General features: G+C 71.5%; 16 protein-coding genes and 1 pseudogene. 7 read left to right on the top strand and 10 right to left on the bottom strand.

What is annotated here, in order from left to right; all coding sequences use genetic code 11:
- Positions 1-121: pseudogene (locus tag FV233_RS31090) on the top strand (ISAs1 family transposase); the annotation flags it as partial.
- Between the two features lie 174 nt (positions 122-295).
- Here FV233_RS31090 and FV233_RS06480 read toward each other — a convergent pair.
- The 5 genes from FV233_RS06480 to FV233_RS06460 form a co-directional block, all read right to left on the bottom strand.
- A complete protein-coding gene (locus FV233_RS06480; RefSeq protein WP_147896978.1) occupies positions 296-2,380 on the bottom strand; it encodes a hypothetical protein in 2,085 nt (694 codons plus the stop codon).
- 214 nt (positions 2,381-2,594) lie between these two features.
- Positions 2,595-5,414: a DUF4159 domain-containing protein gene (locus tag FV233_RS06475; protein ID WP_147896977.1), complete on the bottom strand. Its 2,820-nt coding sequence runs from the start codon at positions 5,412-5,414 to the stop codon at positions 2,595-2,597.
- Between the two features lie 7 nt (positions 5,415-5,421).
- A complete protein-coding gene (locus FV233_RS06470) occupies positions 5,422-6,333 on the bottom strand; it encodes a DUF58 domain-containing protein (RefSeq protein WP_147856947.1) in 912 nt (303 codons plus the stop codon).
- A gap of 2 nt (positions 6,334-6,335) precedes the next feature.
- Positions 6,336-7,340: a MoxR family ATPase gene (locus tag FV233_RS06465; RefSeq protein WP_147856948.1), complete on the bottom strand. Its 1,005-nt coding sequence runs from the start codon at positions 7,338-7,340 to the stop codon at positions 6,336-6,338.
- Positions 7,341-7,610: 270 nt separating this feature from the next.
- Complete coding sequence (locus FV233_RS06460; RefSeq protein ID WP_058192649.1) at positions 7,611-8,159, bottom strand: formaldehyde-activating enzyme; 549 nt, start codon at positions 8,157-8,159, stop codon at positions 7,611-7,613.
- Between the two features lie 291 nt (positions 8,160-8,450).
- On the opposite strand from FV233_RS06460, the gene FV233_RS06455 reads away from it, so the two are divergent.
- Positions 8,451-11,558 carry a rhamnan synthesis F family protein gene (locus FV233_RS06455; RefSeq protein WP_147896976.1) on the top strand — a complete coding sequence of 1,036 codons (3,108 nt, stop codon included), beginning with the start codon at positions 8,451-8,453 and terminating at the stop codon, positions 11,556-11,558.
- A 19-nt stretch (positions 11,559-11,577) separates the two neighbouring features.
- Positions 11,578-13,113: a glycosyltransferase gene (locus FV233_RS06450; protein ID WP_147857160.1), complete on the top strand. Its 1,536-nt coding sequence runs from the start codon at positions 11,578-11,580 to the stop codon at positions 13,111-13,113.
- Between the two features lie 295 nt (positions 13,114-13,408).
- On the opposite strand, the gene FV233_RS06445 is transcribed toward FV233_RS06450, so the two are convergent.
- Complete coding sequence (locus FV233_RS06445; RefSeq protein ID WP_147896975.1) at positions 13,409-14,680, bottom strand: FAD-dependent monooxygenase; 1,272 nt, start codon at positions 14,678-14,680, stop codon at positions 13,409-13,411.
- Between the two features lie 95 nt (positions 14,681-14,775).
- Here FV233_RS06445 and tesB point away from each other — a divergent pair, with 95 nt between their 5' ends.
- From tesB to FV233_RS06430, 3 genes are all read left to right on the top strand, one after another.
- Positions 14,776-15,675 (top strand): acyl-CoA thioesterase II, encoded by a 900-nt coding sequence (gene tesB, locus FV233_RS06440; RefSeq protein WP_147896974.1) that lies wholly within the window; start codon positions 14,776-14,778, stop codon positions 15,673-15,675.
- A 435-nt stretch (positions 15,676-16,110) separates the two neighbouring features.
- Entirely contained in the window at positions 16,111-16,449 is a 339-nt protein-coding gene (locus FV233_RS06435; RefSeq protein WP_147855545.1) for a P-II family nitrogen regulator, read from the top strand.
- Positions 16,450-16,515: 66 nt separating this feature from the next.
- A complete protein-coding gene (locus FV233_RS06430; protein WP_147855546.1) occupies positions 16,516-18,027 on the top strand; it encodes an ammonium transporter in 1,512 nt (503 codons plus the stop codon).
- 343 nt (positions 18,028-18,370) lie between these two features.
- Here FV233_RS06430 and aqpZ read toward each other — a convergent pair whose 3' ends face one another.
- From aqpZ to trmD, 3 genes are all read right to left on the bottom strand, one after another.
- Entirely contained in the window at positions 18,371-19,111 is a 741-nt protein-coding gene (gene aqpZ / locus FV233_RS06420) for an aquaporin Z (protein WP_147896973.1), read from the bottom strand.
- 662 nt (positions 19,112-19,773) lie between these two features.
- Positions 19,774-20,940, bottom strand: coding sequence for a phosphoserine transaminase (locus FV233_RS06415; protein ID WP_147896972.1), 1,167 nt, complete (start codon positions 20,938-20,940; stop codon positions 19,774-19,776).
- Between the two features lie 353 nt (positions 20,941-21,293).
- Complete coding sequence (gene trmD, locus FV233_RS06405) at positions 21,294-22,022, bottom strand: tRNA (guanosine(37)-N1)-methyltransferase TrmD (protein WP_147896970.1); 729 nt, start codon at positions 22,020-22,022, stop codon at positions 21,294-21,296.
- 74 nt (positions 22,023-22,096) lie between these two features.
- On the opposite strand from trmD, the gene FV233_RS06400 reads away from it, so the two are divergent.
- Complete coding sequence (locus FV233_RS06400; protein ID WP_147896969.1) at positions 22,097-22,816, top strand: methyltransferase domain-containing protein; 720 nt, start codon at positions 22,097-22,099, stop codon at positions 22,814-22,816.
- 18 nt (positions 22,817-22,834) lie between these two features.
- On the opposite strand, the gene FV233_RS06395 is transcribed toward FV233_RS06400, so the two are convergent.
- Entirely contained in the window at positions 22,835-23,626 is a 792-nt protein-coding gene (locus FV233_RS06395) for an NAD(P)H-dependent oxidoreductase (RefSeq protein ID WP_147896968.1), read from the bottom strand.
- Between the last annotated feature and the right edge of the window lie 87 nt (positions 23,627-23,713).

Raw genomic sequence — 23,713 nt, 5'->3', positions numbered from 1 at the left:
GCGCCGCCTCGCTCTCAACCTCCTGCGCGCCGACACCGCGAAGGGATCCATCCGCGCCAAAATCAAGCGCGCCGCATGGAACGACACATACTTGCTCAGCCTCATCAGCCAAATGCGATAGCCCTGCCCCGCAGAGGGGGGGAGGGAGAGGCGCGGTATCTCCCGTGTAATCTGCCGACATGATGTGTGAATCCGCAAGCCCGCAAAGGGGGGAGGGCAGGCGTCGCGGCCGTTGAATGCGGGTCAGCCCGGAACGCTCCTCGCCGAGCCACCCCCAACGCGAACAAACAAAAACTCAAACCGCACGCCCGCGGCGGCCCTCGACCAGCCACATGGCGAGCACGGCGGCGGCAAGCGCCGCAAGGGCCGCGAGGCCCAGCGCCAGCGGGTAGACCTCGACGCCGCGGATGTTGGCGCTGTCGCTCGGGCGGAAGCCAATCCAGTCGCCGCCGGCCAGGCGGCCGCTGCGCACGGTGGCGAGGCGCGGCACCTGGGTGGTGCCGCCGGCATCCGCGACCCGGCGGATCGAGCCGCCGGAGCCTTCGGCCACCGCCTTCAGGCGTTCGGTATCGCTGAACACGTCGGCGAGTTCGCGCGGATTGGCGGGGCCGACGCTGACGAAGGCCACGAGGTTGCCCGAGCGCAGGGTGTGCAGCCCCAGGGTCTCCGCGTCGAAGGTGGCGGTGAACAGGCCGGGCTCGCCGGGCTTGAGGGTCAGCGTCGTGACCTTGCCGGTCGGGCCGGTGACGGTGACCGGCTCGACCTGCTCGGCCATGGTCTGCCGCTCGACCCGCACCTCGCGGCCGCGGCCGGTGGTCTGGGCACGCAGGGCCTCCTCTTCGAGGGCCGGCTCCTTCATCAACCAATGGGCGAGGCGGCGCAGCAGGTCGAGATAGGGGCCGCCCTCCTGATAGCCCCGCGCCCAGAGCCAGGTATGGTCGGACAGGAGCAGCGCGACCCGGCCCTTGTCCTCGCGCGACAGGGCGAGCAGCGGCAGCCCCTCGGCGCCGGACAGGATCGGCTGGATGCCGGGCCGGGTGCGGGCCTGGACGATGCGCAGCCAGTCGCCCCAGGCGGGCGGGTTGGCGTCCGAGCCCGGCAGATCGCGGGTGACCGGGTGGCGCTGGCCGACCTGCGTCGGGGTCGCCTTGTAGGGGCGCTCGACCACGCGCCCGTCCGGATCGCCCGGCAGGATGCCGGCGAGCCGGGTGCGGGCCAGGCTCGCCGGGCCGGCATATTCGGGGCCGGCGGCGACGAGGAGCGCCCCGCCCTCGCGGACGTAGCGGACGATATTGTCGAAATAGGCCTGCGGCAGCACGCTCTGGTTGGCGTAGCGGTCGAAGATGATCAGGTCGAAATCCTTGATCTTCTGGACGAACAGCTCGCGGGTCGGGAACGCGATCAGCGACAGTTCGGAGATCGGCGTGCCGTCCTGCTTCTCCGGCGGGCGCAGGATGGTGAAGTGCACGAGGTCGACGTTGGCGTCGGATTTCAGCAGGTTGCGCCAGGTCCGCTCGCCCTGGTGCGGCTCGCCGGAGACCAGCAGCACCCGGAGCTTCTCGCGGATGCCCTCGATCGGCAGCACCGCGCGGTTGTTGACCGTGGTGAGTTCGCCCGGCAGCGGCTCGACCTCGATCTCGACGACGTTCGGGCCGCCATGCTCGATCCGGGTGGTCAGCGCGAACGGCTTGTCGGTGGGTACGTCCCGCCGGCCGATCTCCTCGCCGTCGCGGCGGATCGTGACGACCGCGTGGCCGGTGCCGCCGCGCTCCATCACCTCGGCGCGGATCGTGAGATCCTTGCCGACGATGCCGAAGCGCGGCGCCTCCAGGAGTTTGATCTGGCGGTCGCGCTCGTCCGGATGGCCGGTGACGAGGACGTGGAGCGGCGCCTTGATGCCGAGTTGCGCCATCGAAGCGGGGATGTCGTGCACCACGCCGTCGGTGAGCATCACGATGCCGGCGAGCCGCTCGGGCGGCACGTCGGCCAAAGCCTGGCCCAGCGCCGTGAACAGCTTGGTGCCGTCGTCGCCGTCCTTGGCGTCGGGCACGTCGATGAAGCGCGGCTCGATGTTGGTGAGCGCGCCGAAGCGGCGCTGCAGCTCGGCCCGGACCGCATCGGTCATCTGCGGCCGGTCGCCCAACGCCTGCGAACCGGAGCGGTCGACCACGATGGCCGCGATGTCCTTCACCGGCTCGCGGTCCTCCCGCACCAGGGCGGGGTTGGCGAGCGCCGCCAGAACCAGGGCAAGCACCAGCGCGCGCAGCAGAGCGGTCCGGCCCCGGGCCACGAAGGCGAGCAGAGCCAGGACGACGACGATCAGCCCGAGGGCGGCCAGGACCGGCCAGGGGAGGAGGGGGGTGAAGCTGAGGCTCAGCATGGCGTGCAAGCCTCCGAGATTGGCGTGAGGGATGTAGCGATGGGCCCATCAGACCCCCTCATCCTGAGGTGCCGCGTCAGCGGCCTCGAAGGAGGGCTCCAGGGATCGCGCGGCCGGCTGGAGGGCTCCTTCGAGGCGCCCGCTGCGCGGCCGCACCTCAGGATGAGGGGGGTTGGTGGGAGCAGGCGCTGCCCGGGGACTGTGTCCAAAGAAATCACTGCCCCAGCCGCTCCAGCAGCGCGGGAACGTGGACCTGGTCCGCCTTGTAGTTTCCGGTGAGCGTGTAGATCACGATGTTGACGCCGCCCCGGAAGGCCATCTCGCGCTGGCGCTGGTCGCCGCCGACCACCGGGTAGAGCGGTTCGCCGCGGCGGCCCACCGCCCAGGCGGCGGCGAGGTCGTTGCCGGTGATGATGATCGGGCTGACGCCGTCGCCGGCCCGGGCCGGGCGGCGCTCGGCGCCCTCCGCCGCGGGGGGGAGTGCCTCGACCCAGGTCTGGCCGGTGGCGTAGCGGCCGGGGAAGCTGTCGACGAGATAGAACGCCTTGGTCAGGACGTGGTCGAGGGGCACCGGCTCCAGCTCCGGCACTTCGAGGGTCGCCAGCATCTTGCGCAGGTAGGCCGCCTCCGGGGAGGGCGGCCCACCCGGGCGGGTCGTGAGCGCGTCGCGGGTATCGAACAGGACCGTGCCGCCGTTGCGCATGAACGCGTCGATCTTGCGGATCGCCGTCTCCGAGGGCTGGGGCCGCGACGGCGCGATCGGCCAGTAGATCAGCGGGTAGAAGGCGAGCTCGTCCTTGGCCGGGTCGATCCCGGCGGGCTCGCCCGGTTCGAGGGCGGTGCGCGAGGCAAGCATCTGGGTCAGGCCGGACAGGCCGGTCCGGCTCGCCTCATCAACGGCGGCGTCGCCGGTGATCACGTAGGCCAGCCGGGTGACCAGCGCCGATTCGATGCCGTTCGGCCGGTTGGCCGCGGGCTCCTCGGCGCGCAGCGGCTGCGCCGGCAGGGCGGCGAACAGCACGAGGCCCGCGACGGCCAGCGCCGCCGGGCGTCCGCGCAGGCGGCTCGCCCAGGCGGAGCGGCGCAGGAAGCCGCCGAGCCACAGTCCCGCCAGGGTGTCGAGGGCGAGCAGCAGCAGCGCCAGGGTGAACAGGGTCGGGCGCAGGTCCAGGGTCTCGGCTCCGGCGAGGGTTCCGATCCGGGCGCCGTCCAGCGCCGCGGTATCGAGGGGCTTCAGGCGGTCGTCGGGCTTGAGGGCGTTGACGCTGATGCCGCCGTCCGCCGGTCCGTAGAAGCCCGGCGGGTGCTCGGCATTCCCCCGGTCTGCGTAATCGGCGGCCACCGCGGTGGCCGAGGCGGGGGGCGAGCCTAGCGCGCCGAACCCGTCCAGCGTCGCCCGGGGGGCGAGCACGATTGCGGACGCGCGGTTCGCCTCGCCCGCGGGGGGCGCCGAGGTGCCGGCCAGGCCGACCACGCGCCGGAGCATGTCGATGAACAGCCCCGACAGCGGCAGGTTCGACCAGGTCGTGTCGGCGGTGACGTGGAACAGCACCAGCGTGCCCTGACCGCGCTTCTGCGCGGTGACGATCGGCGTGCCGTCCTGCAGGGAGGCCCAGGTCCGGTTCGGCAGGTCGCCGTCCGGTTCGGCCAGGATCTGGCGGCGCACGCCGATATCGGCCGGCGGCGTCAGGCCGGCGAAGGGGCTCTCGGGTGGGAACGGCGCCAGGGTCTTGGGGCTGTCCCAGGACAGCGTGCCGCCGAGCGTCCGGTTGCCCCGGCGCAGGCGGACCGGCACGAGCGGGTCGTTGCCGGCGGCGAGCCGGGGGCCGGCGAAGCGCAGCAGCATGCCGCCGGCCTTCACGAAGCTCTCGACCCGGGCGGTGGTCTTCTCATCGAGCGCGCCGACATCGGCGAGCACCAGCACCGAGACCTGGTTGTCGAGGAGCTGGTTGATCGATTCCGCGGTGCCCTTGGCGCCGCGCGCCTCCTGCACGTCCGCGAAGGGCTGGAGCGCCCGGGCGAGGTAGTAGGTCGGCGCCAGGAGCGGCTGGGCCTGGTCGAGGGTGCCGCCGAACACCAGGCCGACCCGGCGGCGCTTGCCGCGCTCGTCCTGGAGCACCACGGCCCCGGCCGAGCGCTCCCCTGCGATCTCCAGGCGGCTGATGCTGTTGCGCAGCTCCACGGGCATCTCGAACGTCGCCGTCGCCTCGGTGGCGTCGGCCGCGAACGCGATGTCGCGCTCGGCCAGCGGCAGGCCCTTCTGGTCGAGCGCCCGGATCACGCCGGCGTCGCGCCCGTTCGGGGCGGCGCGCAGGGCCCGGGCCGTGAGGGTGCCGCCGGTCTCGGAGGCGGTGAGCGCCAGGGCCGGCGGCCTGTCGGCGCGCAGCACCGTCAGGGCGGCGCCGCTGCCGCCGACGAGGTCGGCCAGGCCCTTGGCGAAGCGCTCGTCGCTCGCCCCGGCGACGCCGTCGCTGATCCAGACGAGGCCGGCGCCGCGGTTCTTCTCCAGGAACGTCCCGATGCTGGCGAGATGCGCGTCCCGCGTCGGCAGGATCGGGCGGGGCGCCAGGGCGCGCAGGCGTTCCAGGGCGGCTGCCGGGGTCTTGGCCTCGAAGGCCGCGGGCGGCTCGGCCAGGCCGATCACCGCCACGGGCCGGCCGTCCCGGGCCGCGCCCTCGACGGCGTCGGTGGCGACCCGCAGCCGGTCGCGCCAGTCGTGGGCGGCCGGGAAGCCGTTGTCGAGGAGCACGAGGAGCGCGCTGCGCCCGCCGCCGGCCCCGACGCCGCCGGGATTCCAGACCGGGCCGGCCACCGCCAGGATCAGGGCGGCGGCGATCAGCAGGCGCAGCAGCAGCAGCCAGGGCGGGGTGCGCGCGGGCGTCTGCCGCTGCGGGATCAGGTCGGCGACGAGCTTGAGCGGCGGGAAGTCGATCCGCCTGGGGCGCGGCGGCGTCACCCGCAGCAGGAACCACAGCGCCGGCAGGCCGATCAGGGCGGCGAGCGCCAGGGGCGCCGCGAAGGTCAGACCGAGCATGGCGGCCTCACTCCGGGCCGCGCGCGGCGATCAGCGTGGCGAGCCGCAGGGCCGCCTCGCTCGCCGGGCGGTCGGTGCGGTGGATGGTGAGCGTCCAGCCCTGCTGGCGGGCGATCGCCTGCAGGGCGGCGCGGTGCTCGGCGATGCGGGCGCGGTAGCGGTCGCCCCAGGCGCCGGCATCGCCGATATCGAGGCTGAGCCCGCCTTCGAGATCGTGCAGCACGGCCTGGCCCGAGAACGGGAAGGTCTCCTCGATCGGATCCACGACCATCAGCAGGTGGCCGCGGCTGCCCCGTCCGGCCAGGGCCTGGATTGCGGTCGCGATCCGGCTCGGATCGGTGAGGAAGTCGCCGATCAGCACGACCTCGTCGAAGCGCGCCGGGCTCGCCCGGGGCGGCAGGTCCTGCTCCAGGCCGGCCTTGTCGGCGACCAGCGCCTGGATCATCCGTTCGACGATGCCCCGCGATGCCGTCGCCCGGGTCAGCCCCAGAAGCCCGACCCGCTCGCCGCCCTCCACGAAGGCGTCGGCGAGCGCGAGCCCGAGGACCAGGGCCCGCTCGACCTTCGACGCCGAGGCCAGGTCGGACGAAAACCCCATCGAGGCGGAGCGGTCCATCCACAGCCAGATATTGTGGGCCGCCTCCCATTCCCGCTCGCGCACGTAGAGCCGGTCGTCCCGGGCCGAGCGGCGCCAGTCGACCCGCGCCGCAGCCTCGCCGGTGACGAAGGGGCGGAACTGCCAGAAGCTCTCGCCCGGACCGGCCCGGCGGCGGCCGTGCAGGCCGTGGGCCAGGAGGCTCGACACCCGCCGCGCCTCCAGCACGAGGCGGGGCATCCTTTCGGAGAGGGCCGTCGCGCCCTCGCTCTCGCGCCTGCCGGGGGTGCGCCGTTCGGAGTCGAGGGCGTGTGTCCCGACCAAGGCTAAAGCTTCTCGGCGAGCTTGCCGATCAAGCCCTCGATCGTCTCGCCGTCGGCGCGGGCGGTGTAGCTGAGCGCCATCCGGTGCTTGAGCACCGGCTCGGCCAGGGCCTTCACGTCGGCCACGGAGGGCGCGACCCGGCCCTCGATCAGGGCCCGGGCGCGGGCCGCGAGCGTCAGCGCCTGGCTGGCGCGGGGGCCGGGACCCCAGAGCAGCTTGTCCTTCACCAGCGGGTCGCCGCCGTCGGGCCGGGCGGCGCGCACGAGGTCGAGGATCGCCTCCACCACGGCCTCGCCCACTGGCAGCCGGCGCACCAGGCGCTGGGCGGTGAGCAACTGGTCGGTGGACATCACGGCATGCGGGCGCACCTCGTCGATGCCGGTGGTCTCGATCAGGATGCGGCGCTCGGCGGCGCGGTCGGGATAGCCGACGTCGATCTCCAGCAGGAACCGGTCGAGCTGCGCCTCGGGCAGCGGGTAGGTACCCTCCTGCTCGATCGGGTTCTGGGTGGCGAGCACGTGGAACGGCCGCGGCAGGTCGTGGCGGGCGCCGGCCACCGAGACGTGGCCCTCCTGCATCGCCTGGAGCAGGGCCGATTGCGTCCGCGGGCTCGCCCGGTTGATCTCGTCGGCCATCAGGAGCTGGGTGAAGACCGGCCCCTGCACGAACCGGAACGCCCGGCGGCGCTCGGCATCCTCCTCGAGGATCTCGGTGCCGAGGATGTCGGACGGCATCAGGTCGGGGGTGAACTGTACGCGCCGCGCGTCGAGGCCCAGCACCGTGCCCAGCGTCTCCACCAGCTTGGTCTTGGCGAGACCCGGCAGGCCGACGAGGAGGCCGTGGCCGCCGGCCAGGATCGTCACCAGGGCGAGGTCGACGACCTTCTCCTGGCCGAAGATCACCCCGTGGATCGCGTCCCGGGCCTGACCCACGGCGGCGAGGCAGCTCTCCGCGGTGGCCACGATGCCGTCGTCGAGGCTGGTGGCCGGGCTGATCGCCTGCGTCATGCCGTTGTCCGTCTCCTGTGCAGGGCACCCGAGGCGCCCCGCCGGTCATCCGGTCAATGTGGGGCCGTTCGCACCGGGCTGGCAAGGTCGGGATCGCCGCACGCCGATTCGCGGTCGGATCCGCGAGGCAATGCAACTTCGGGTGCCAGCCTCGGGGGCGCCGCCTCCGGGCAGCCGCGCACCCTTGCGTTTTTTGGCGCCGGCCGGTGCCCGGGAGCGAAGTCGTTCGGTCCTCCACCGCTCCCGGGCACGCTTGTTTCAGGATGCGGGTCAGATCTTACCTTCGAGACCCATCGTGTAATACTTGTGCACGATTTTGTCCTGGTTCTCGAGCAGCCAGTCGATCGACGGCTCGTTGGTCATGGCCTTGCGGATCGCCTCGGTCATGCCCTTGCGCTGGATCTCGAAAAGCGCCTTGTGATCCACCGTCTCGGCCTGGATCACGCCGGGGCTGAGCCAGACCGAGCAGATGATGCCGAGGTCGTTGGCCTTCTCCTTGGGGATGTAGCCCGCCCGCACGGCGTCGAGCACGCCGTTGGCGATGGCGAACTGCACCGTGCCCATCAGGATCGAGGTGTACTTGCTCTCGGTCACGCTGACCTTGGAGACGCAGAGCGTCACCGGCCGGACCATGATGTCGGTGTTGAGGAGCGCGAAGACGCGGCTGTGGCCGACCACCTGGTCGCCCGTTAGCGTCGCGATCGCGGTGCCGACCGGACCGTCCAGCTCGCCGATGATGACCTCCGGCTCGGACGCGGTGTTCGGCGGGCCGCCCGCCACGAGCGCCTCGCCGGCGCGGAGGATGATGCGTTCACTCATAAAGGTAGGCTCCCTGGGTTGCGGCACGGGGCGGGGGCGGCCGCTGCGGCCGTGCCGACTGGATCGACGGCGCCCCCTCTAGCACGCGCTCCGGCATCCGTCGGCTCCGCCGCGATGCCGCTGCCGGCTCGGTGAACCTGTCCTGGCCCAACCTGTCCTGGCCCTTGGCGCGGGCGAGCCGGACCAGTAGGAAGGCGCGCGAGGCCGGGGCGACCGGCTGAACCTCCTGATGTCTCTCGCGGATTGCGGCGTAGGCAGCACAGCGGGCCTCCCGCGTATCCGGTACACACCATGCGCCTTCGAGATGTGTTCGTCGCCGGGCCCGCGCGGTCCCTCACGCGCCCGCTGGCCCGGCGCCTGAAGCGGCGGCGGACGAGCGAGCCCCGGCAGGCGGATCTCGTGGCGGCCGTGAAGGCCTCGGGCCTGTTCGATCCGGCCTGGTACGGGCGGCGCTATCCCGACGTGGTCGGCGAGGGGATCGACCCGCTCGTGCACTATGCGGTGCATGGCGGGCGCGAGGGCCGCTGGCCGTCGCCGCTGTTCCACGGCGACCGCTACCTCGACGCCGTCCCGGGCCTGCGCGCCGAGGGCGTGAACCCGCTGATCCACTACGTCGAGCGCGGCGCCGACGCCGGCATCGCCCCCAACCCGCTGTTCGACCCGGACTGGTACGCGCAGCGCTATCTCGGCGGCGCCGACGCCCGCGCCCGGGCGTTCTTCCACTTCCTGAAGAGCCCCGACACCGACCCGTCGCCGCTGTTCGATTCCGCCTGGTACCGGTCGCGCTACCCGGATGCCCGGGAGGCGGGCGGCATCGCGCTCAGTCACTATTTCGAGACCGGGCGGAAGCAGGGCTACCTGCGCAACCCCGAGGAATTCGCCGGGCTGTCGCGGCACGTCGACCTGATCCGCCGCTCCGGGATCTTCGACGCCGAGTTCTACCGCGGGCGCTGCCCCGAGGCCGAGACCAGCGGGCTCGAGCCGCTGGAGCATTACGTGATGGCCGGCGGCTACCGCCGCTACGCCCCGCATCCCCTGTTCGACCCCGATTGGTACGCCGCGCAGTCGGCGTCGGTGCGCGCCGACAGCCTCAACCCGCTGGTGCACTTCCTGGAGCATGGCGCCCGGGAGGGACTCGATCCCGGCCCCTGGTTCGACACGCGCTGGTACACCAAGACCTATCTCGCCGACGACGCGACGGAGGCTAATCCGCTCGCGCATTTCCTGTCCGATAACGGCCGGCGCACGAGCCCGTCCCCGCGCTTCGACGCGCCCTGGTACCTCGCCCGCTACCCCCGCGTCGCGGCGCTCGGGCTCAACCCCCTGGTCGATTACGTCACGACCGGGCTTGAGGCCGGCCGGCTGACCCGCCGGGTCGCCGGTACCGCGGTCCCGGAGGCCGCCGACGCCCGGCTGTCCTGCCTGAAGCGGGAGCCGCGCCGGCACGGCCGCACCGCCCTGTTCATCACCCACGCGCCGGAGGGGCGCATCCGCGGCCATGTCGAGCCCTACCTGCGGGCGTTTGCCGAGAACGGCATCGACATCGTGCTTATCATCGCGGCCAACCAGCACAAGACCGCGGTGCCGGAGGCGATCCTGAAGCTCTGCGCCTCGGCCTACCTGCGCGAGAACACCGGATTCGACTTCGCGGCCTGGGCGCATGTCCTCCTGGAGGACGACGACCTGCTCGATTCCGAGACCCTGTACCTCGCCAACGACAGCCTGGTCGGCCCCCTCGACAGCGCCGACTTCGCCGGGCTGCTGGCGAAGATCGATGCCTACCCGGAGGCGGTGATCGGGCTCGCCGACAACTTCTACTACAGTCACCACCTGCAAAGCTTCTTCCTGGCCCTGAAGAAGCGCTGCGTGTCGTCGTACGCGTTCAACCACTTCATCCAGTCGGTGGCGAACTGGCCGGACAAGAACACGGTTATCACCGAGTACGAGCTGACCTTCTCCGGGCGGATGCGGGCCGCGGGGCTCGGCATGCGCAGCCTGTTCTCGGCTCAGAACAAGCACATGACGCTGGTCAACGACCCGCGCAACAACCGCACCCTGTTCGACTGGGAGAACATGCTCACCCAGGGCTTCCCGTTCGTGAAGCGCTCGCTCCTGGGCGAGCACGCCGCGATCGGTGGCGCGGCGGTGCGCGAGGCGATCGGCGAGCGCGGCTTCGACCTCGACCGGCTCGACCAGACCTTCACGTATCCCGGCCCCAAGATCTGGGCCGACCTGCGCAGGCCGAAGGCGCCGGAGCGGCCCTTGCGCGTCTCCTACGTCTCGCCGATGAACTACGCCAACGGGCTCGGCGTCGCGGCCCGCAGCTACGTGCGGGCGCTGCACCGGGCGCCGTTCGCCCTGAACGTGCATCCGATGGAGCGGTCGTTCCACGTCCATGCCCGGGTCGGGCCGGGCTGGCAGGCCCGGACCTTCTCGGGGGCGCCGGACGTCGCCCTGGTGCATTTCAACGGCGACAGCTGGCACTCCCTGATGAGCGAGCGCCAGCTCGGCATCGCCGCGAGCGCCCGGCTCAAGATCGGGCTGTTCGTCTGGGAGACCTCGCACGTCCCCGGCGGCTGGCTGCCCACCGTGGACGGCCTCGACGCGATCTGGGCGCCGACCGAGTTCTGCGCCGCGATCTTCCGCCAGATCACCGACATCCCGGTCGATGTCGTGCCCTACGTGGTCGAGAACGAGCCCGGCGAGCCGGCGAGCGCCGCCGCCAAGGCCAACCTGCGCAAGGCGTTCTCCATCGACCCGGCCAGACGCGTCATCCTCTACGCCTTCGACGGGTCGAGCTACCTCGCCCGCAAGAACCCGCACGCGCTGATCCGCGCGTTCCGGGCGGCGGCGCTGGCGCAATCCGGCTGGCAGCTCGTGCTCAAGACCAAGCACGTGTTCGACCTGCCCGACGAGGGCAAGAAGCTGCTCGACCTCGTCGGCAAGGCCGGGGACGTGGTGGTGATCGACCAGCCGCTGTCCCAGAACGAACTCGGCGCCCTGTTCGAGCTCTGCGCGGTCTACGCCTCGTCGCATTCCTCGGAAGGCTTCGGCCTGACGATCGCCGAGGCGATGGAGATGGGCAAGGTCGTGATCGCCACCGATTACGGCGGCAGCCGCGATTTCCTCGACGCCACCTGCGGCTTCCCGGTGAAGGCCGAGATCGCCGCCCTGGACCAGACCTACGGGCCGTATCTGCGCGGCGCCGAATGGGGGCAGGTGGACGAGGACGACCTCGCCCGCGCGCTCACCGACGCCGCCCGGGCGGTGACCAGCGGCGACGCCGCGCGGATCGGCGCCGCCGCCCGCGCCCGGATCCGCGAGCGCCTGTCGATCGGCGCGGTGGCCGCCGCCATGGAGGCGAGCGTCAGCCGGCTCCTCGCAGCCGAACGCAATTGACGCCCGGGAGACGCGATCCGTGTTGAACAAGAAGCCGGTCCCGGCCCCGTCGGCCTCCTGGAGCGCGCGCGCCTGGCCGGACGCGATCCTGCCGCTGCCCCTCGACGAGCGCTTCCACCCGGTCGACGAGCGCAAGCTCGGCCAGGTCGCCGCCGGCCAGCTTCCCGCCTGCCGGGCCGTGTTCGTGGCCCCTGCGGCGTCCGAACTGCACCCGGACCTGTTCGCGCCGATCCTGGCCGCCATGGCCGAGCGGCCGGATATCGGCATCTTCTACGGCGACGACGCCGTGGTGGACGGCGCGGGCCAGGTCCGCAGCGTCCATTGCAAGCCGGCCTTCAACCCGGCACTCCTCATGGCCGACGACTATATCGGCTTCCCGCTGGTGATCCGCGTCTCGGCCCTGGCAGGCCTGACCCCGGATTTCGGCCGGCGTACCGGCAACGCCGCCTGGTTCCGGCTGCTGCTCGACGCGCTCTCGGCGGGCGTCGGCATCGACCGGATCCCGCAGACGCTGATCGCCTCGCCGCTCGCCCGCCCGAAGGCGAAGCGCGCCGCCCGCGCCGACGTGCTCGACCGCTGGTTCCAGGGCTCGGGCGCGTCCCTGCGCACCGCCCCCGGCCTGACTCCGGACACGCTGGAGATCCGCCGCAGCCTCGATGCGCGCCCAGTCGTGACCCTGGTGGTGCCCACCGCCCAGACCCGGCCCCGGAACGAGGACGGGAGCCCGATCGCGGGCGCCAAGCCGCACGTCATCACCTTCCTCGACAGCCTCGCCCGCAGCAGCTACCCGGCGGACCGGATCCGGGTGCTGATCGGCGACGACAAGACCGACGACGCGATCTACCGGGGCCGCTCCGACCGGTTCGCGGTGACCCGCCTGCTCACCACGCGGCCCGAGGGCGCGCCGTTCAACTACGCGGCCAAGATGAATACCCTCTGGCGCGCCGCCGAGACCGACCTCGTCATCCTGATGAACGACGACCTCGTGGTGCGCCGCCCCGGCTGGATCGAGGCGCTGCTGACCTTCGCGCTCGACCGCGGCGTCGGCGGCGTCGGCGGGCGGCTGCTGTTCCCGAGCGGCAAGATCCAGCATGCCGGCATGTTCGGCGGCATCTTCGATGTCTGCGCCCATCCCTGGTACAACCGCGACGCGGCCGAGCCGACCTACGGCGACTGGGCGCTGGCGCATCGCGACTGCTCGTCGGTGACGGGCGCGCTGTTCGCCACGCGCAAGGCGGTGCTGGAAGCGGTGAACGGCTTCGACGAGAGCTTCGCCCTCGACTTCAACGACGTCGACCTGTGCTTCAAGCTGCGGATGCTCGGCTACCGCATCGTCTACACGCCGTTCGCCGAGATGGCGCACCACGAGAGCGCCTCGCGGCAGACCAGCTTCGCCCCGGGCTCCCAGATCTCCCGTTTCCTGCGCCGCTGGCACGACGTGCTGACCGACGACCCGGCCTACAGCCCGCAGCTGCGCACCGACACCGACGTGGTCGCCCCCCGGGCCGACGCGGCGCGGTGGGTGAGCGAGCGAAGAGCAGGGCAGACGGCCTGAGCCTGCCAAGCTCGAGACCGTGCGCCGCTCCTCCTCATTGATCGGGTAGCGAAGCCAAAAGGTGTCGCACGAAGCGCGGGTCCCCTCTCCCGTGCGGGAGAGGGACAGGGTGAGGGGTGCGACCTCTCCGAAGAGACCTGGTCCCTCACCCCAACCCTCTCCCGCACGGGAGAGGGGGCGTGTTGCGCCTCACAGATGCCGACCTGCGAGCATCAGAACTTCGGGAGCGACGGCGCGCGTGTCATGTCTGGACGGCGCCTGTTGTCGAACCGCAGACCCGTTGGCATGCAATCCCTCACAGCGCCTCCCCCCGCATCAGCCTGGGCCGCGTGCCCCGGGAGGCCGCGGCCTCGCCGATGAAGAACCGCTTGAGACCGGGCAGGCGGTCGACGATCCCGAGGCCGAGGTCGCGGGCGAGCCGCAGCGGCAGGGCGTCGTTGGAGAACAGCCGGTTCAGCCCGTCGGTGGCCGCCGCCATGGCGAAGCTGTCGAACCGGCGGGCGCGCTCGTAGGCCCGCAGCACGTCCGGGCTGCCGGGATCGAGCCCGAGCCGCAGGGCGCCGGTCACCGCTTCGGCCAAAGCCGCGGCGTCCGCCAGGCCGAGATTGAGGCCCTGCCCGGCGATCGGGTGGATGACGTGGGCCGAATCGCCGAGCAGCGCCAGCCGCTCCGCCCGGAACGCCCGGGCGATGCCGAAGGCCAGCGGGTGCCGGCTCGGCCCGTGCTCCAGGGCCAGCGCGCCCAAATCCAGGGTGAACCGGCGCTCGATCTCGGCCAGCACCGCGTCGGGCTCGCCCGAAAGCAGCGCGTCGGCCTCGTCGGCCCGCTCGGTCCAGACGATCGAGGAGCGGTGGCCGAGCGACCCGCCATCCCGCAGGGGCAGGATCGCGAAGGGGCCGGCGGGCAGGAAATGCTCGAAGGCTCGGCCCTGGTGCGGCCGGGCATGCCCGATCGTGGCGACGATCCCGACCTGCGGATAGGACCAGCCGACCCAGCCGATCCGCGCCGCCTCCCGCAGGCGCGAGCGCGCCCCGTCGGCGGCCACCAGCAGGTCGGCCCGGAGGCTCTCGCCCGTGGTCAACTCCGCTCGGATCGCCGCGCCCTCCGGCACCGCCCGCACCACGCCCCCCGTGACGATCGCGACGCCCCCGTCCCGGCAGGCCTCGGACAGCGCCCGCGCCAGGGGCTCGGCCTCGACCATGTGGGCGAAGGGCTCGCCCACCGCCCGGTCGGCCTGGTCCTCCTCCTCCCGTCCGAAGGTCAGGAACACCGGCCGCACCGGGTCTGCGAGCCGGCTGTCGGAGATCACCATCTCGGCGACCGGCTCGGCGGCGGCCGCGATGCGCTCCCACAGCCCGAGCTGCGTCAGCATCCGCCGCCCGCCCGCCGCCAGCGCGTAGGCGCGGCCGCGGTGCCGGGCGGGATCGGCACCGTGCGGGTCGATCACGGTCACGGCGAGAGCCGGCCCGTGGGCCTGCTTGAGTGCGAAGGCCAGGGCGAGGCTGGCGAGGCCGCCGCCGGCGATCAGGAGGCTGCGGCTGCCGGGGCGGGGCGTCTGGGCCGTCATCGTCACGGATCTCCGATCTGGGGGCCGAGCGCGTGGATCGCTCCGCCCGAAAGGCCTATGTCGCGTTTGGACGACGAACGGAAACCCCGCGACTCATGACCGACGCCACCACCGACGCGATGACCGACGCGGTCGCCGAGCTCATCGCCATCCTCGACCTCGAGCGTCTCGAGGTCGATCTATTCCGCGGCCAGAACCCCAAGACCGGCTGGCGCCGGGTGTTTGGGGGCCAGGTGGTGGCCCAGGCCCTGGTGGCCGCCACCCGCACGGTGCCGGACGACCGGCCGGCCCATTCGCTCCACGCCTATTTCATGCTCCCGGGCGATCCCCGCGCGCCGATCGTCTACGAGGTCGAGCGCATCCGCGACGGGCGCAGCTTCACCACCCGGCGGGTCAAGGCGATCCAGCACGGGCGGGCGATCTTCGCCACCACGATCTCCTACCAGGTCTCCGAGGGCGGGTTCGAGCACCAGCCCGGCAGGCCGGCCGTGGCCGGGCCGGACGGCCTCCTCGACGGCAAGGCGCTGGCGGCCGCCGGCGCCTCCGGCATGCCCGAGGCGGTCGCCGCCTATTTCGGCCGCGAGCGCCCGATCGAGCTGCGCCCCGTGGACCTCGACCGCTACACCGCCCGCCGCAAGGACGGGTCGCGCCCCGATCCCGTGTTCAACGTCTGGCTGCGGGCGGCCTCGGCCCTGCCGGACGACCCGGCCCTGCACCGGGCGGTGCTGGCCTACGCCTCCGACATGACCCTGCTCGACGTGTCGCTGATCCCGCATGCCAGCTCGGTGTTCGATCCCGACATCCAGGCGGCGAGCCTCGACCACGCCCTGTGGTTCCACCGCCCGGTCCGGGTCGACGACTGGCTGCTCTACGCCCAGGACAGCCCGGCCGCCGGCGGTGCCCGCGGCTTCGCCCGTGGGGAGATCTTCGACCGCGCCGGCAACCTCGTCGCCTCGGTGGCGCAAGAGGGTCTGATCCGGCCGCATGGGGGATGAGGTCACGGCGCGGAACGGCTCCTCTTTCGATCCGCGCGGCGAGGGCGGCCCCCGGAATGGCGGGGTGGGCGCCCGATGCAACGGGGTTCAACGGAGGCTTTAAGCCACCGTATCGCCCATCGCCCGCGGATTAAGGAGCCTTCGCCAACGTGCGTTGCAAAAATGCACCGCCATGATGTGCCGTTTTATCAATCGTTTGCACGTCTTATGGGCAACAGTCCGACGCAGCGTGCTCAACGCTTCGCCTAACGGGTCTATTTGCTGGGCATAAGCGCGTCCGGCTGAAAAGTTCCCCGCCAAGCTCGGGTGGCATAGTCCTTGAATAGCCCCGCTCAACCGCGGGCCAGCCCGGCTCGGCGGGCGGCTCTGATCGGGCCACCGCGTGGATCGGGCGACGGCATCGGTTCCCAGGGACTCGGTAAGGGGGCGCCGCCCATGAAGATCGTGATGGCCATCATCAAGCCGTTCAAGCTGGAGGAGGTGCGCGACGCGCTCACCGGAATCGGCGTCCACGGCCTGACGGTGACGGAAGTGAAGGGCTACGGCCGCCAGAAGGGCCACACCGAGATCTACCGCGGCGCGGAATACGCGGTGAGCTTCCTGCCCAAGCTCAAGATCGAGGTCGCGGTCGCCTCCGACCTGACCGCCAGCGTCATCGACGCCATCGCGGCGGCGGCCCGCACCGGCCAGATCGGCGACGGCAAGATCTTCGTGCTGCCCCTCGAGAAGGCGGTGCGCATCCGGACCGGCGAGACCGACGCCGACGCGCTCTGAGCCGGCCCGCCGACAGCCTCAACCTTTACGCAACGCGCAACGCATCGTGACCGGAGCCACCTGTCCATGAAAGTCCGTAACGCCCTGATGCTCGGCTTGGGAGGCGCGGCGCTCGCCGCCCTCCTGATCGAGCCATCCCTCGCGCAGACCCCGGTTCCGGAAGCCGCCTCCGCGGCGCCGGCCGCCGCCGCCGTGCCGCTGCCCAACAAGGGCGACACCGCCTGGATGATGATCTCCGCGGCCCTCGTGCTGATGATGAGCGTGCCGGGCCTGGCGCTGTTCTACGGCGGCCTCGTGCGCACCAAGAACATGCTGTCGGTGCTGACCCAGGTGTTCGCGATCGTGTCGATCGTCGGCCTGCTGTGGGTGTTCTACGGCTACAGCCTCGCCTTCACCAACGGCGGCGGCATCAACGACTTCGTCGGCGGCCTGTCGAAGGCGTTCCTGAAGGGCATCGACGCCAACTCGACGGTGGCGACCTTCTCCAACGGCGTCGTGATCCCCGAATACGCCTATCTGTGCTTCCAGATGACGTTCGCGATGATCACCCCGGCGCTGATCGTCGGCGCCTTCGCGGAGCGGATGAAGTTCTCCGCCCTGGTGGTGTTCACGATCCTCTGGGTCACGCTCATCTACTTCCCGATGGCCCACATGGTCTGGTACTGGGCCGGCCCGGATGCTGTCGGCAACGCCGCCAAGGCGCTGGCCGCCGCCACCGACGACGCCTCGAAGGCGACCGCCCAGGCGGCGCTCGACGCGGTCAACAAGGATGCGGGCTTCCTCTTCCAGAAGGGCGCCCTCGACTTCGCCGGCGGCACCGTGGTGCACATCAACGCGGGCATCGCCGGCTTCGTCGGCTGCCTGATCATGGGCAAGCGCATCGGCTACGGCCGCGACCTGCTCGCCCCGCACTCGCTGACCATGACCATGATCGGCGCCTCGCTGCTGTGGGTCGGCTGGTTCGGCTTCAACGCCGGCTCGAACCTCGAGGCCAACGGCACCGCCGCGCTCGCGATGCTCAACACCTTCGTGGCGACCTGCGCCGCCGCGGTGGCGTGGCTGTTCGCCGAGTGGGCGCTCAAGGGCAAGCCGTCGCTGCTCGGCATGCTCTCGGGCGCGGTGGCGGGCCTCGTGGCCGTCACCCCGGCCTCGGGCTTTGCCGGCCCGATGGGCTCGATCGTGCTCGGCCTCGTGGCCGGCGTGGTCTGCTTCGTGATGTGCTCCACCGTGAAGAACGCGCTCGGCTACGACGACTCCCTCGACGTGTTCGGCGTGCACTGCATCGGCGGCATCCTGGGCGCCCTGGCGACCGGCATCCTGGTCGACCCGAACCTCGGCGGCGTCGGCATCCCCGACTACACCTCGAAGCCGGGCGAGCTGGCGGTCGGTGCCTACGACATGGTGAGCCAGCTCATCATCCAGGCGGAGGCGGTCGGCCTGACCCTGCTGTGGTCCGGCATCGGCTCGGCGATCCTCTACAAGCTCGTCGACCTGACGATCGGCCTGCGGGTGACCCAGGAAGAGGAGCGCGAGGGCCTCGACATCGCCGACCACGGCGAGCGCGCCTACAACTACTAGGGCGCTCTGCGCCGACGTAGACACCGGTTCGGCGCAAGAGATCGCGTCCCGACAAAGCCTTGGAGCCATTTCCGATTGCAACGCGGTCGGGAACGGCTCCAGAGCATCGCCCCGAAAGGCGGTTGCCGGCTTTCGGAAAAGCCGACGCAAGAACAAAGACCGAGCGCGGCCCTGCGGGGCGGCGCTCCGCGAACGAAAAGCCCCGGCTCCGTGTGAGCCGGGGCTTTTTCATGCCGGAGCCCCGGGCGGCAGGGGCTTCCCCTGGGCCGGGGCCGGGGCCCGGGCCGGGGCCGGGATTGGGTCTCGGTCCGGCACCGCCCACGACGGGCGGGCCGTCAGGATCTCACGCGACGGCGCGTTTCTCGATCACGCGGGTCTCGACCATGTCCGCGGGCTCGTAGATCCAGCGTGCCATCGCTCCGGCGGTCATCGCCCCGAGGATCGGCGCCAGCCAGAACAACCAGAGCTGCGTCACGTAGGGGCCGCCGGCGATCAGGGCCGGCCCAGTGCTGCGAGCCGGGTTGACCGACGTGTTGGTCACCGGGATCGAGATGAGGTGGATCAGCACCAGGGCGAACCCGATCGGGATGCCGGCGAAGCCGGCGGCCGCGCCCTTCGAGGTCGTGCCGACGATGATGAACACGAAGAAGAACGTCGTCAGGAACTCGGTGACGAGGCAGGCCGTGAGGCTGTACTTGCCCGGGCTGAGATCGCCGTAGCCGTTGGCGGCGAATCCGTTCGGGATCCATCCGGCCTTCCCCGCCGCGATCACGTAGAGCACGCCCGCCGCCAGGATCGCGCCGACGACCTGGGCGGCGATGTAGGGAAGCACGTGCCGGTTCGCGCACCGTCGCGCCGACCACAGGCCGAGCGTCACGGCCGGGTTGAAGTGCCCGCCCGAGATGTGCCCGACCGCGTACGCCATCGTCAGCACGGTGAGGCCGAACGCGAAGGCTACGCCGAGGAAGCCGATGCCGAGTTCCGGAAAGGCCGCCGACAGGACCGCCGCACCGCATCCGCCGAAGGTGAGCCAGAAGGTGCCGAAGAACTCGGCGGTCGCCCGGCGCATCGTGTCGTGATCCATGTCGGAACCTCTCGAATGCTGGATTGGCGGGATGATAGAAGGATCTCAGGCCCGTAAGCTTCGCCGTTACCGGTGACGAATTTCAATGTTGACTGTATTTTTTAGCATATATGGAAGGGAATACTGCATAGTTTTAAGATGGATACAACCTGCACGGGCTTGCCCGGACGACCGGTCGAAGCCTGGCATCCTGAAGTTTGTGTAAAACGTTAAGGTTGCCGATTTGACCCGTTACCGAGGCGTCCGGCTGCCGGGTCGAGCCGTCGGGGACGCCGCGCCGGACGGGGAGCCGTATCGCAGGTCCAAAGAAACCCCGGCTCCATGGGGGGGCGGGGTTTCTTTGGACTTCGGCGCCGCGCGGCGATTGAAGGCTCGCAATGACGGGACCGCTGCAGCGATCGCGACGGACCTCGTGGTTCCTCACCGCATCCCGACGCGCCGCGGGAGCGTCGCAGGATGTCTCCCGGGATCGCGTCGGCTTCCGGAGGCCGCCTGCCGGACTTGCCAGCGCGGGGGCCGTTCCCGACCGGGATGCGATCGGGAACGGCCCTCAGTCCGTGTTTCGGCGCGCATTCTTTCGCCGAACCGGTGTTCCGTGCGGCGGAGAGGGCTCGCGCCGCCTCGGGATCGGGGAGAGGCTGGGAACGACCCAGCCGACGGCGCTACGCCGCCTTCGACAGCGCCGCCTTCTCTTCCGCGAACGCCCAGTCGAGCCACGGCGTCAGCGCCTCGAGATCCGCGGTCTCGACGGTGGCGCCGCACCAGATCCGCAGGCCCGCCGGGGCGTCGCGGTAGGCGCCGATGTCGAGGGCGACGCCCTCGCGGTCCAGGCGCTCGACGATGCCCGAGGCGAGCGCCGCCACCGCCGCGTCGCCGCGGGCGAGCACGTCCGGGTCGGCGATCACCAGGCACACGCCGGTGTTCGAGTAGGTCGCGGGGTCGACCGCCAGCGGCGCGATCCACGGGGTCCGGGCGACCCAGTCGTAGATCGCCTTGGCGTTGGCGTCGGCCCGGGCGTGAAGCGCCGGCAGGCCGCCGATCCGCACGGCCCAGTCGAGGGTGTCGAGGTAATCCTCCACGGCCAGCATCGAGGGCGTGTTGATCGTGTCGCCCTTGAAGATGCCCTCGATCAGCTTGCCGTCCTTCGTCAGTCGGAACACCTTCGGCAGCGGCCAGGCCGGGACGTGGCTCTCCAGCCGCTCGACCGCCCGGGGCGAGAGCACCAGCATGCCGTGCGCGGCCTCGCCGCCCATCACCTTCTGCCAGGAGAAGGTCACGACATCGAGCTTGTCCCAGGACAGCGGCTGCGCGAAGGCCGCCGAAGTGGCGTCGCAGATCGTCAGGCCCGCGCGGTCGGCGGCGATCCAGTCGCCGTTCGGGACCTTCACGCCGGCGGCGGTACCGTTCCAGGTGAAGACCACGTCGTTATTCCTGGTGTCGATCGCCGACAGGTCCGGCAGCACGCCGTAAGGCGTCTGGTGGATCCTGGGCGCGATCTTGAGCTGCTTGAGCGCGTCGGTGACCCACTCCTTGCCGAACGCTTCCCAGGCGGCGACCTCCACGGGCTTGGGCCCGAGCAGCGTCCACATCGCCATCTCGACGGCGCCGGTATCGGAGGCCGGCACGATGCCGATCCGGTAATCGTCGGGCACCTGCAGCACCGAGCGGGTCAGGTCGATGGCCCGGCCGAGCTTGGCCTTGCCGATGGCGGAGCGGTGCGAGCGACCGAGTGCGGCGTCGGCCAGGGCGGCCGGAGTCCAGCCCGGACGCTTGGCGCAGGGGCCGGACGAGAAGTGGGGAACGCGCGGGCGCCTGTCGGGTCGGCTCATCGTCGGATCCATCCTTGCAGATGGGCGCTCCTCGACGGGGAGGAGTGTCCCGGAACCGCGCATGCGCCCAATCCGGGCCTCTGGCAAGCGCTTGTGCGGGTTGCAGTCTTCGGTGCGTGCCCCTGCCCGGGACAGGCTGTTCGGGCCTACGGAACCGTCGATTAATCTTGGGCCGTTAGCCTTAATGGCGTGCCGTGTTGCGTTCGAGGTACGCTGATGTCTTTCCACAGTGCTGCGATAGTATCGGCCTGGTCGGTTTTACTTATGGTTATCGGCGCGTTAGCGACCCGCCTCGCCCTCGCGGGCCGGCTCCGGCATCCCGCCGCCCAGCCCCTGCAACTCGATCCCCTGGACTACGAGTGCGACGGGCCCGTGATCGATCTGGAGCCCGCCTGAAGGTCCGGGCGCCGCTCGGCCGTGATGCGTTCGGCCTCCGCCCGCCGCCACCGGGCGATGGCGCCGTGATTCCCGCCCGAGAGCACATCGGGAATCGGCCGGCCCTCCCAGTCGCGGGGCCTCGTGTAGTGCGGATATTCGAGGAGCCCGCCCTCAAAACTCTCCTCGACGCCCGATTGCGCCTTGCCCATCACGCCGGGGAGGAGCCGGACGCAGGCGTCGAGCACCACGAGGGCGGCGATCTCGCCCCCGGAGAGCACGTAATCGCCGATCGAGACCTCCTCCAGGCCGCGGCCGGCGATGACGCGCTCGTCGACGCCCTCGAACCGGCCGCAGACGATCAGCGCCCCGGGGCCGGCGGCGAGGTCCCGCACCCGGGCCTGGCTGAGCGGCCGGCCGCGGGGAGACATCAGCAGCCGGGGCCGCGGATCGTCCGCCCCGGTCGCGGCGTCGATGGCGGCGGCGAGCACGTCGCAGCGCAGCACCATCCCGGCGCCGCCGCCGGCCGGCGTGTCGTCCACGGAGCGGTGGCGTCCGAGCCCGTGCTCGCGGATGTTGCGCGCCTCCAGGCTCCAGTCGCCCCGGGCGAGCGCGTCGCCGGACAGCGACACGCCGAGCGGGCCCGGGAACATCTCCGGGTAGAGGGTGAGGATCGTGGCCCGCCAGGGCGTTTCCGCGCGCGTCATGGCGCTTGATCGCGCGCCGGGTGCGGCACGGTCAACGGCTCGGGCACCGTTCGGCCCCCGGCGGGTTGTCGGCGATGATCCGGCGCATGCTTCTCCTCACCGCTCTCCTGGCGGGACCGGCCCTCGCGGCCGGGCCCCTGGCGCCCCCGGGCGCCCCCGCCGGGGCGTTCCCCAAGCCCGACCGGCCCGTGGCCGAGATCGTCGCGCCGCAATGGTCGGCGGAGGCCGCACGCGACAAGGCCGGCGAGTTCGACGCGGTCGCCCGCGGGATGGGCATCGCCCCGGGTGAGACGGTGGCCGATATCGGCGCCGGCAGCGGCTATTACGTGGTGCGCCTCAGCCCGCTTGTCGGTCCTCGCGGCAAGGTCCTGGCCGAGGACGTGACCCCCGCCTACCTGGCGAGCCTCGAAAAGCGCGTGACGGCGCTCGACAACGTCACCGTCGTGCGCGGCGAGCCCCACGATCCCCGGCTGCCGCCGAACTCGGTCGATGCCGCCATCCTCGTGCACATGTACCACGAGATCGCCCAGCCCTTCGGCCTGCTGCACAACCTCGCCCCGGCGATGCGCCCGGGCGGCCGGGTCGGCATCGTCGACGCCGACGACATCCCGTCGCGGCACGGCACCCCGCCGGCGCTCCTGCGCTGCGAACTCGCCGCCGCCGGCTACCGGGAGACCGGGTTCCACCCCCTGAGCGGCGGCGCCTATCTGGCGGTGTTCGCCGCGCCGGCGCCGGATCAGAGGCCGCGCCCGGAGACGATCCGCCCGTGCCGGGATGCCGCGACGCCCCGCTGAGCGGTTCGGATCGCGCGGTCAGGGCGTGTCGCAGGTGTCCAGATGGGCCGCGAAACCGGAGAGATGCGGGACCAGGTCGGGCCGCAACTCCATGGACGGGATCGCGTAAGCGCCGCCGTTCTGCCGCCGGAACGGGATGGGATCCGTGCTGAACAGCGCGCGCATCCGGGCCCGAAGGCTCTCCGCGGTGGCCGCGAAGCCGCTCTCGCTCATGCTGTCGGCCCGATACACGACGAAGGGCGGGAGCACGGCGTAGCCCGGGTAGAACAGCACGCCGTGCTGGATCGGGAACAGCAGGTCATCGATCGGTCCGTTGATCCCGCGGGCGCCGTAATGCGTCTCCCAGCCGCCGGCCGTCACCACCAGCATCGCGTGCTTTCCGGCCAGCGTGCCCTCGCCGTAACGGTCGCCCCAGCGGGTCTCGCTGTGCTCGCCCACCCCGTAGGCGAACCCATAGGCGTAGACCCGGTCGATCCATCCCTTCAGGATCGCCGGCATCGAAAACCACCAGAGCGGGAACGCCAGGATCAGCGCATCCGCCCAGAGCAGCTTGGCCTGTTCGGTGGTCACGTCGGCGGTCAGGGTCCCGGTGGTGAACGCCACGCTCGACGCGGCCGGGACCCGCAGGCGCGCCGCGTCCGGCAGGGTCGGGAAGTCGGCCCGATCGACCGCACTCTTCCAATCCTCTGCGTAGAGGTCGGTGACGCGGACTTCGTGTCCGTCCGCCTCCAGTTGGCCCACCGCCACGCCGCGCAACGCGTTCGTCAGCGATGCCGGATCCGGATGGGCCGAGACGACGAGGATCTTCATGAGGCGGGCTCGCTGGGAAGGAGGAGCCGCGAAGCTAGAAGTCCGCTGGGCCATCCGGTAGACGGCACGGCGGGATAGGATCGTTCC

Source organism: Methylobacterium sp. WL7 (assembly GCF_008040085.1).
In the GTDB taxonomy this organism is placed as follows: domain Bacteria; phylum Pseudomonadota; class Alphaproteobacteria; order Rhizobiales; family Beijerinckiaceae; genus Methylobacterium; species Methylobacterium mesophilicum.
The sequence above is the reverse complement of the archived record's forward strand: the minus strand, read 5'-3'. Positions and strand labels throughout refer to the sequence as shown.

Coding starts and splice junctions, on each gene's coding strand:
- FV233_RS06480 (WP_147896978.1), bottom strand. CDS start 2,380: ATGCTGAGCCTCAGCTTCACCCCCCTCCTCCCCTGGCCGGTCCTGGCC.
- FV233_RS06475 (WP_147896977.1), bottom strand. CDS start 5,414: ATGCTCGGTCTGACCTTCGCGGCGCCCCTGGCGCTCGCCGCCCTGATC.
- FV233_RS06465 (WP_147856948.1), bottom strand. CDS start 7,340: ATGACGCAGGCGATCAGCCCGGCCACCAGCCTCGACGACGGCATCGTG.
- FV233_RS06460 (WP_058192649.1), bottom strand. CDS start 8,159: ATGAGTGAACGCATCATCCTCCGCGCCGGCGAGGCGCTCGTGGCGGGC.
- FV233_RS06455 (WP_147896976.1), top strand. CDS start 8,451: ATGCGCCTTCGAGATGTGTTCGTCGCCGGGCCCGCGCGGTCCCTCACG.
- FV233_RS06445 (WP_147896975.1), bottom strand. CDS start 14,680: ATGACGGCCCAGACGCCCCGCCCCGGCAGCCGCAGCCTCCTGATCGCC.
- tesB (WP_147896974.1), top strand. CDS start 14,776: ATGACCGACGCCACCACCGACGCGATGACCGACGCGGTCGCCGAGCTC.
- FV233_RS06435 (WP_147855545.1), top strand. CDS start 16,111: ATGAAGATCGTGATGGCCATCATCAAGCCGTTCAAGCTGGAGGAGGTG.
- FV233_RS06430 (WP_147855546.1), top strand. CDS start 16,516: ATGAAAGTCCGTAACGCCCTGATGCTCGGCTTGGGAGGCGCGGCGCTC.
- aqpZ (WP_147896973.1), bottom strand. CDS start 19,111: ATGGATCACGACACGATGCGCCGGGCGACCGCCGAGTTCTTCGGCACC.
- FV233_RS06415 (WP_147896972.1), bottom strand. CDS start 20,940: ATGAGCCGACCCGACAGGCGCCCGCGCGTTCCCCACTTCTCGTCCGGC.
- trmD (WP_147896970.1), bottom strand. CDS start 22,022: ATGACGCGCGCGGAAACGCCCTGGCGGGCCACGATCCTCACCCTCTAC.
- FV233_RS06400 (WP_147896969.1), top strand. CDS start 22,097: ATGATCCGGCGCATGCTTCTCCTCACCGCTCTCCTGGCGGGACCGGCC.
- FV233_RS06395 (WP_147896968.1), bottom strand. CDS start 23,626: ATGAAGATCCTCGTCGTCTCGGCCCATCCGGATCCGGCATCGCTGACG.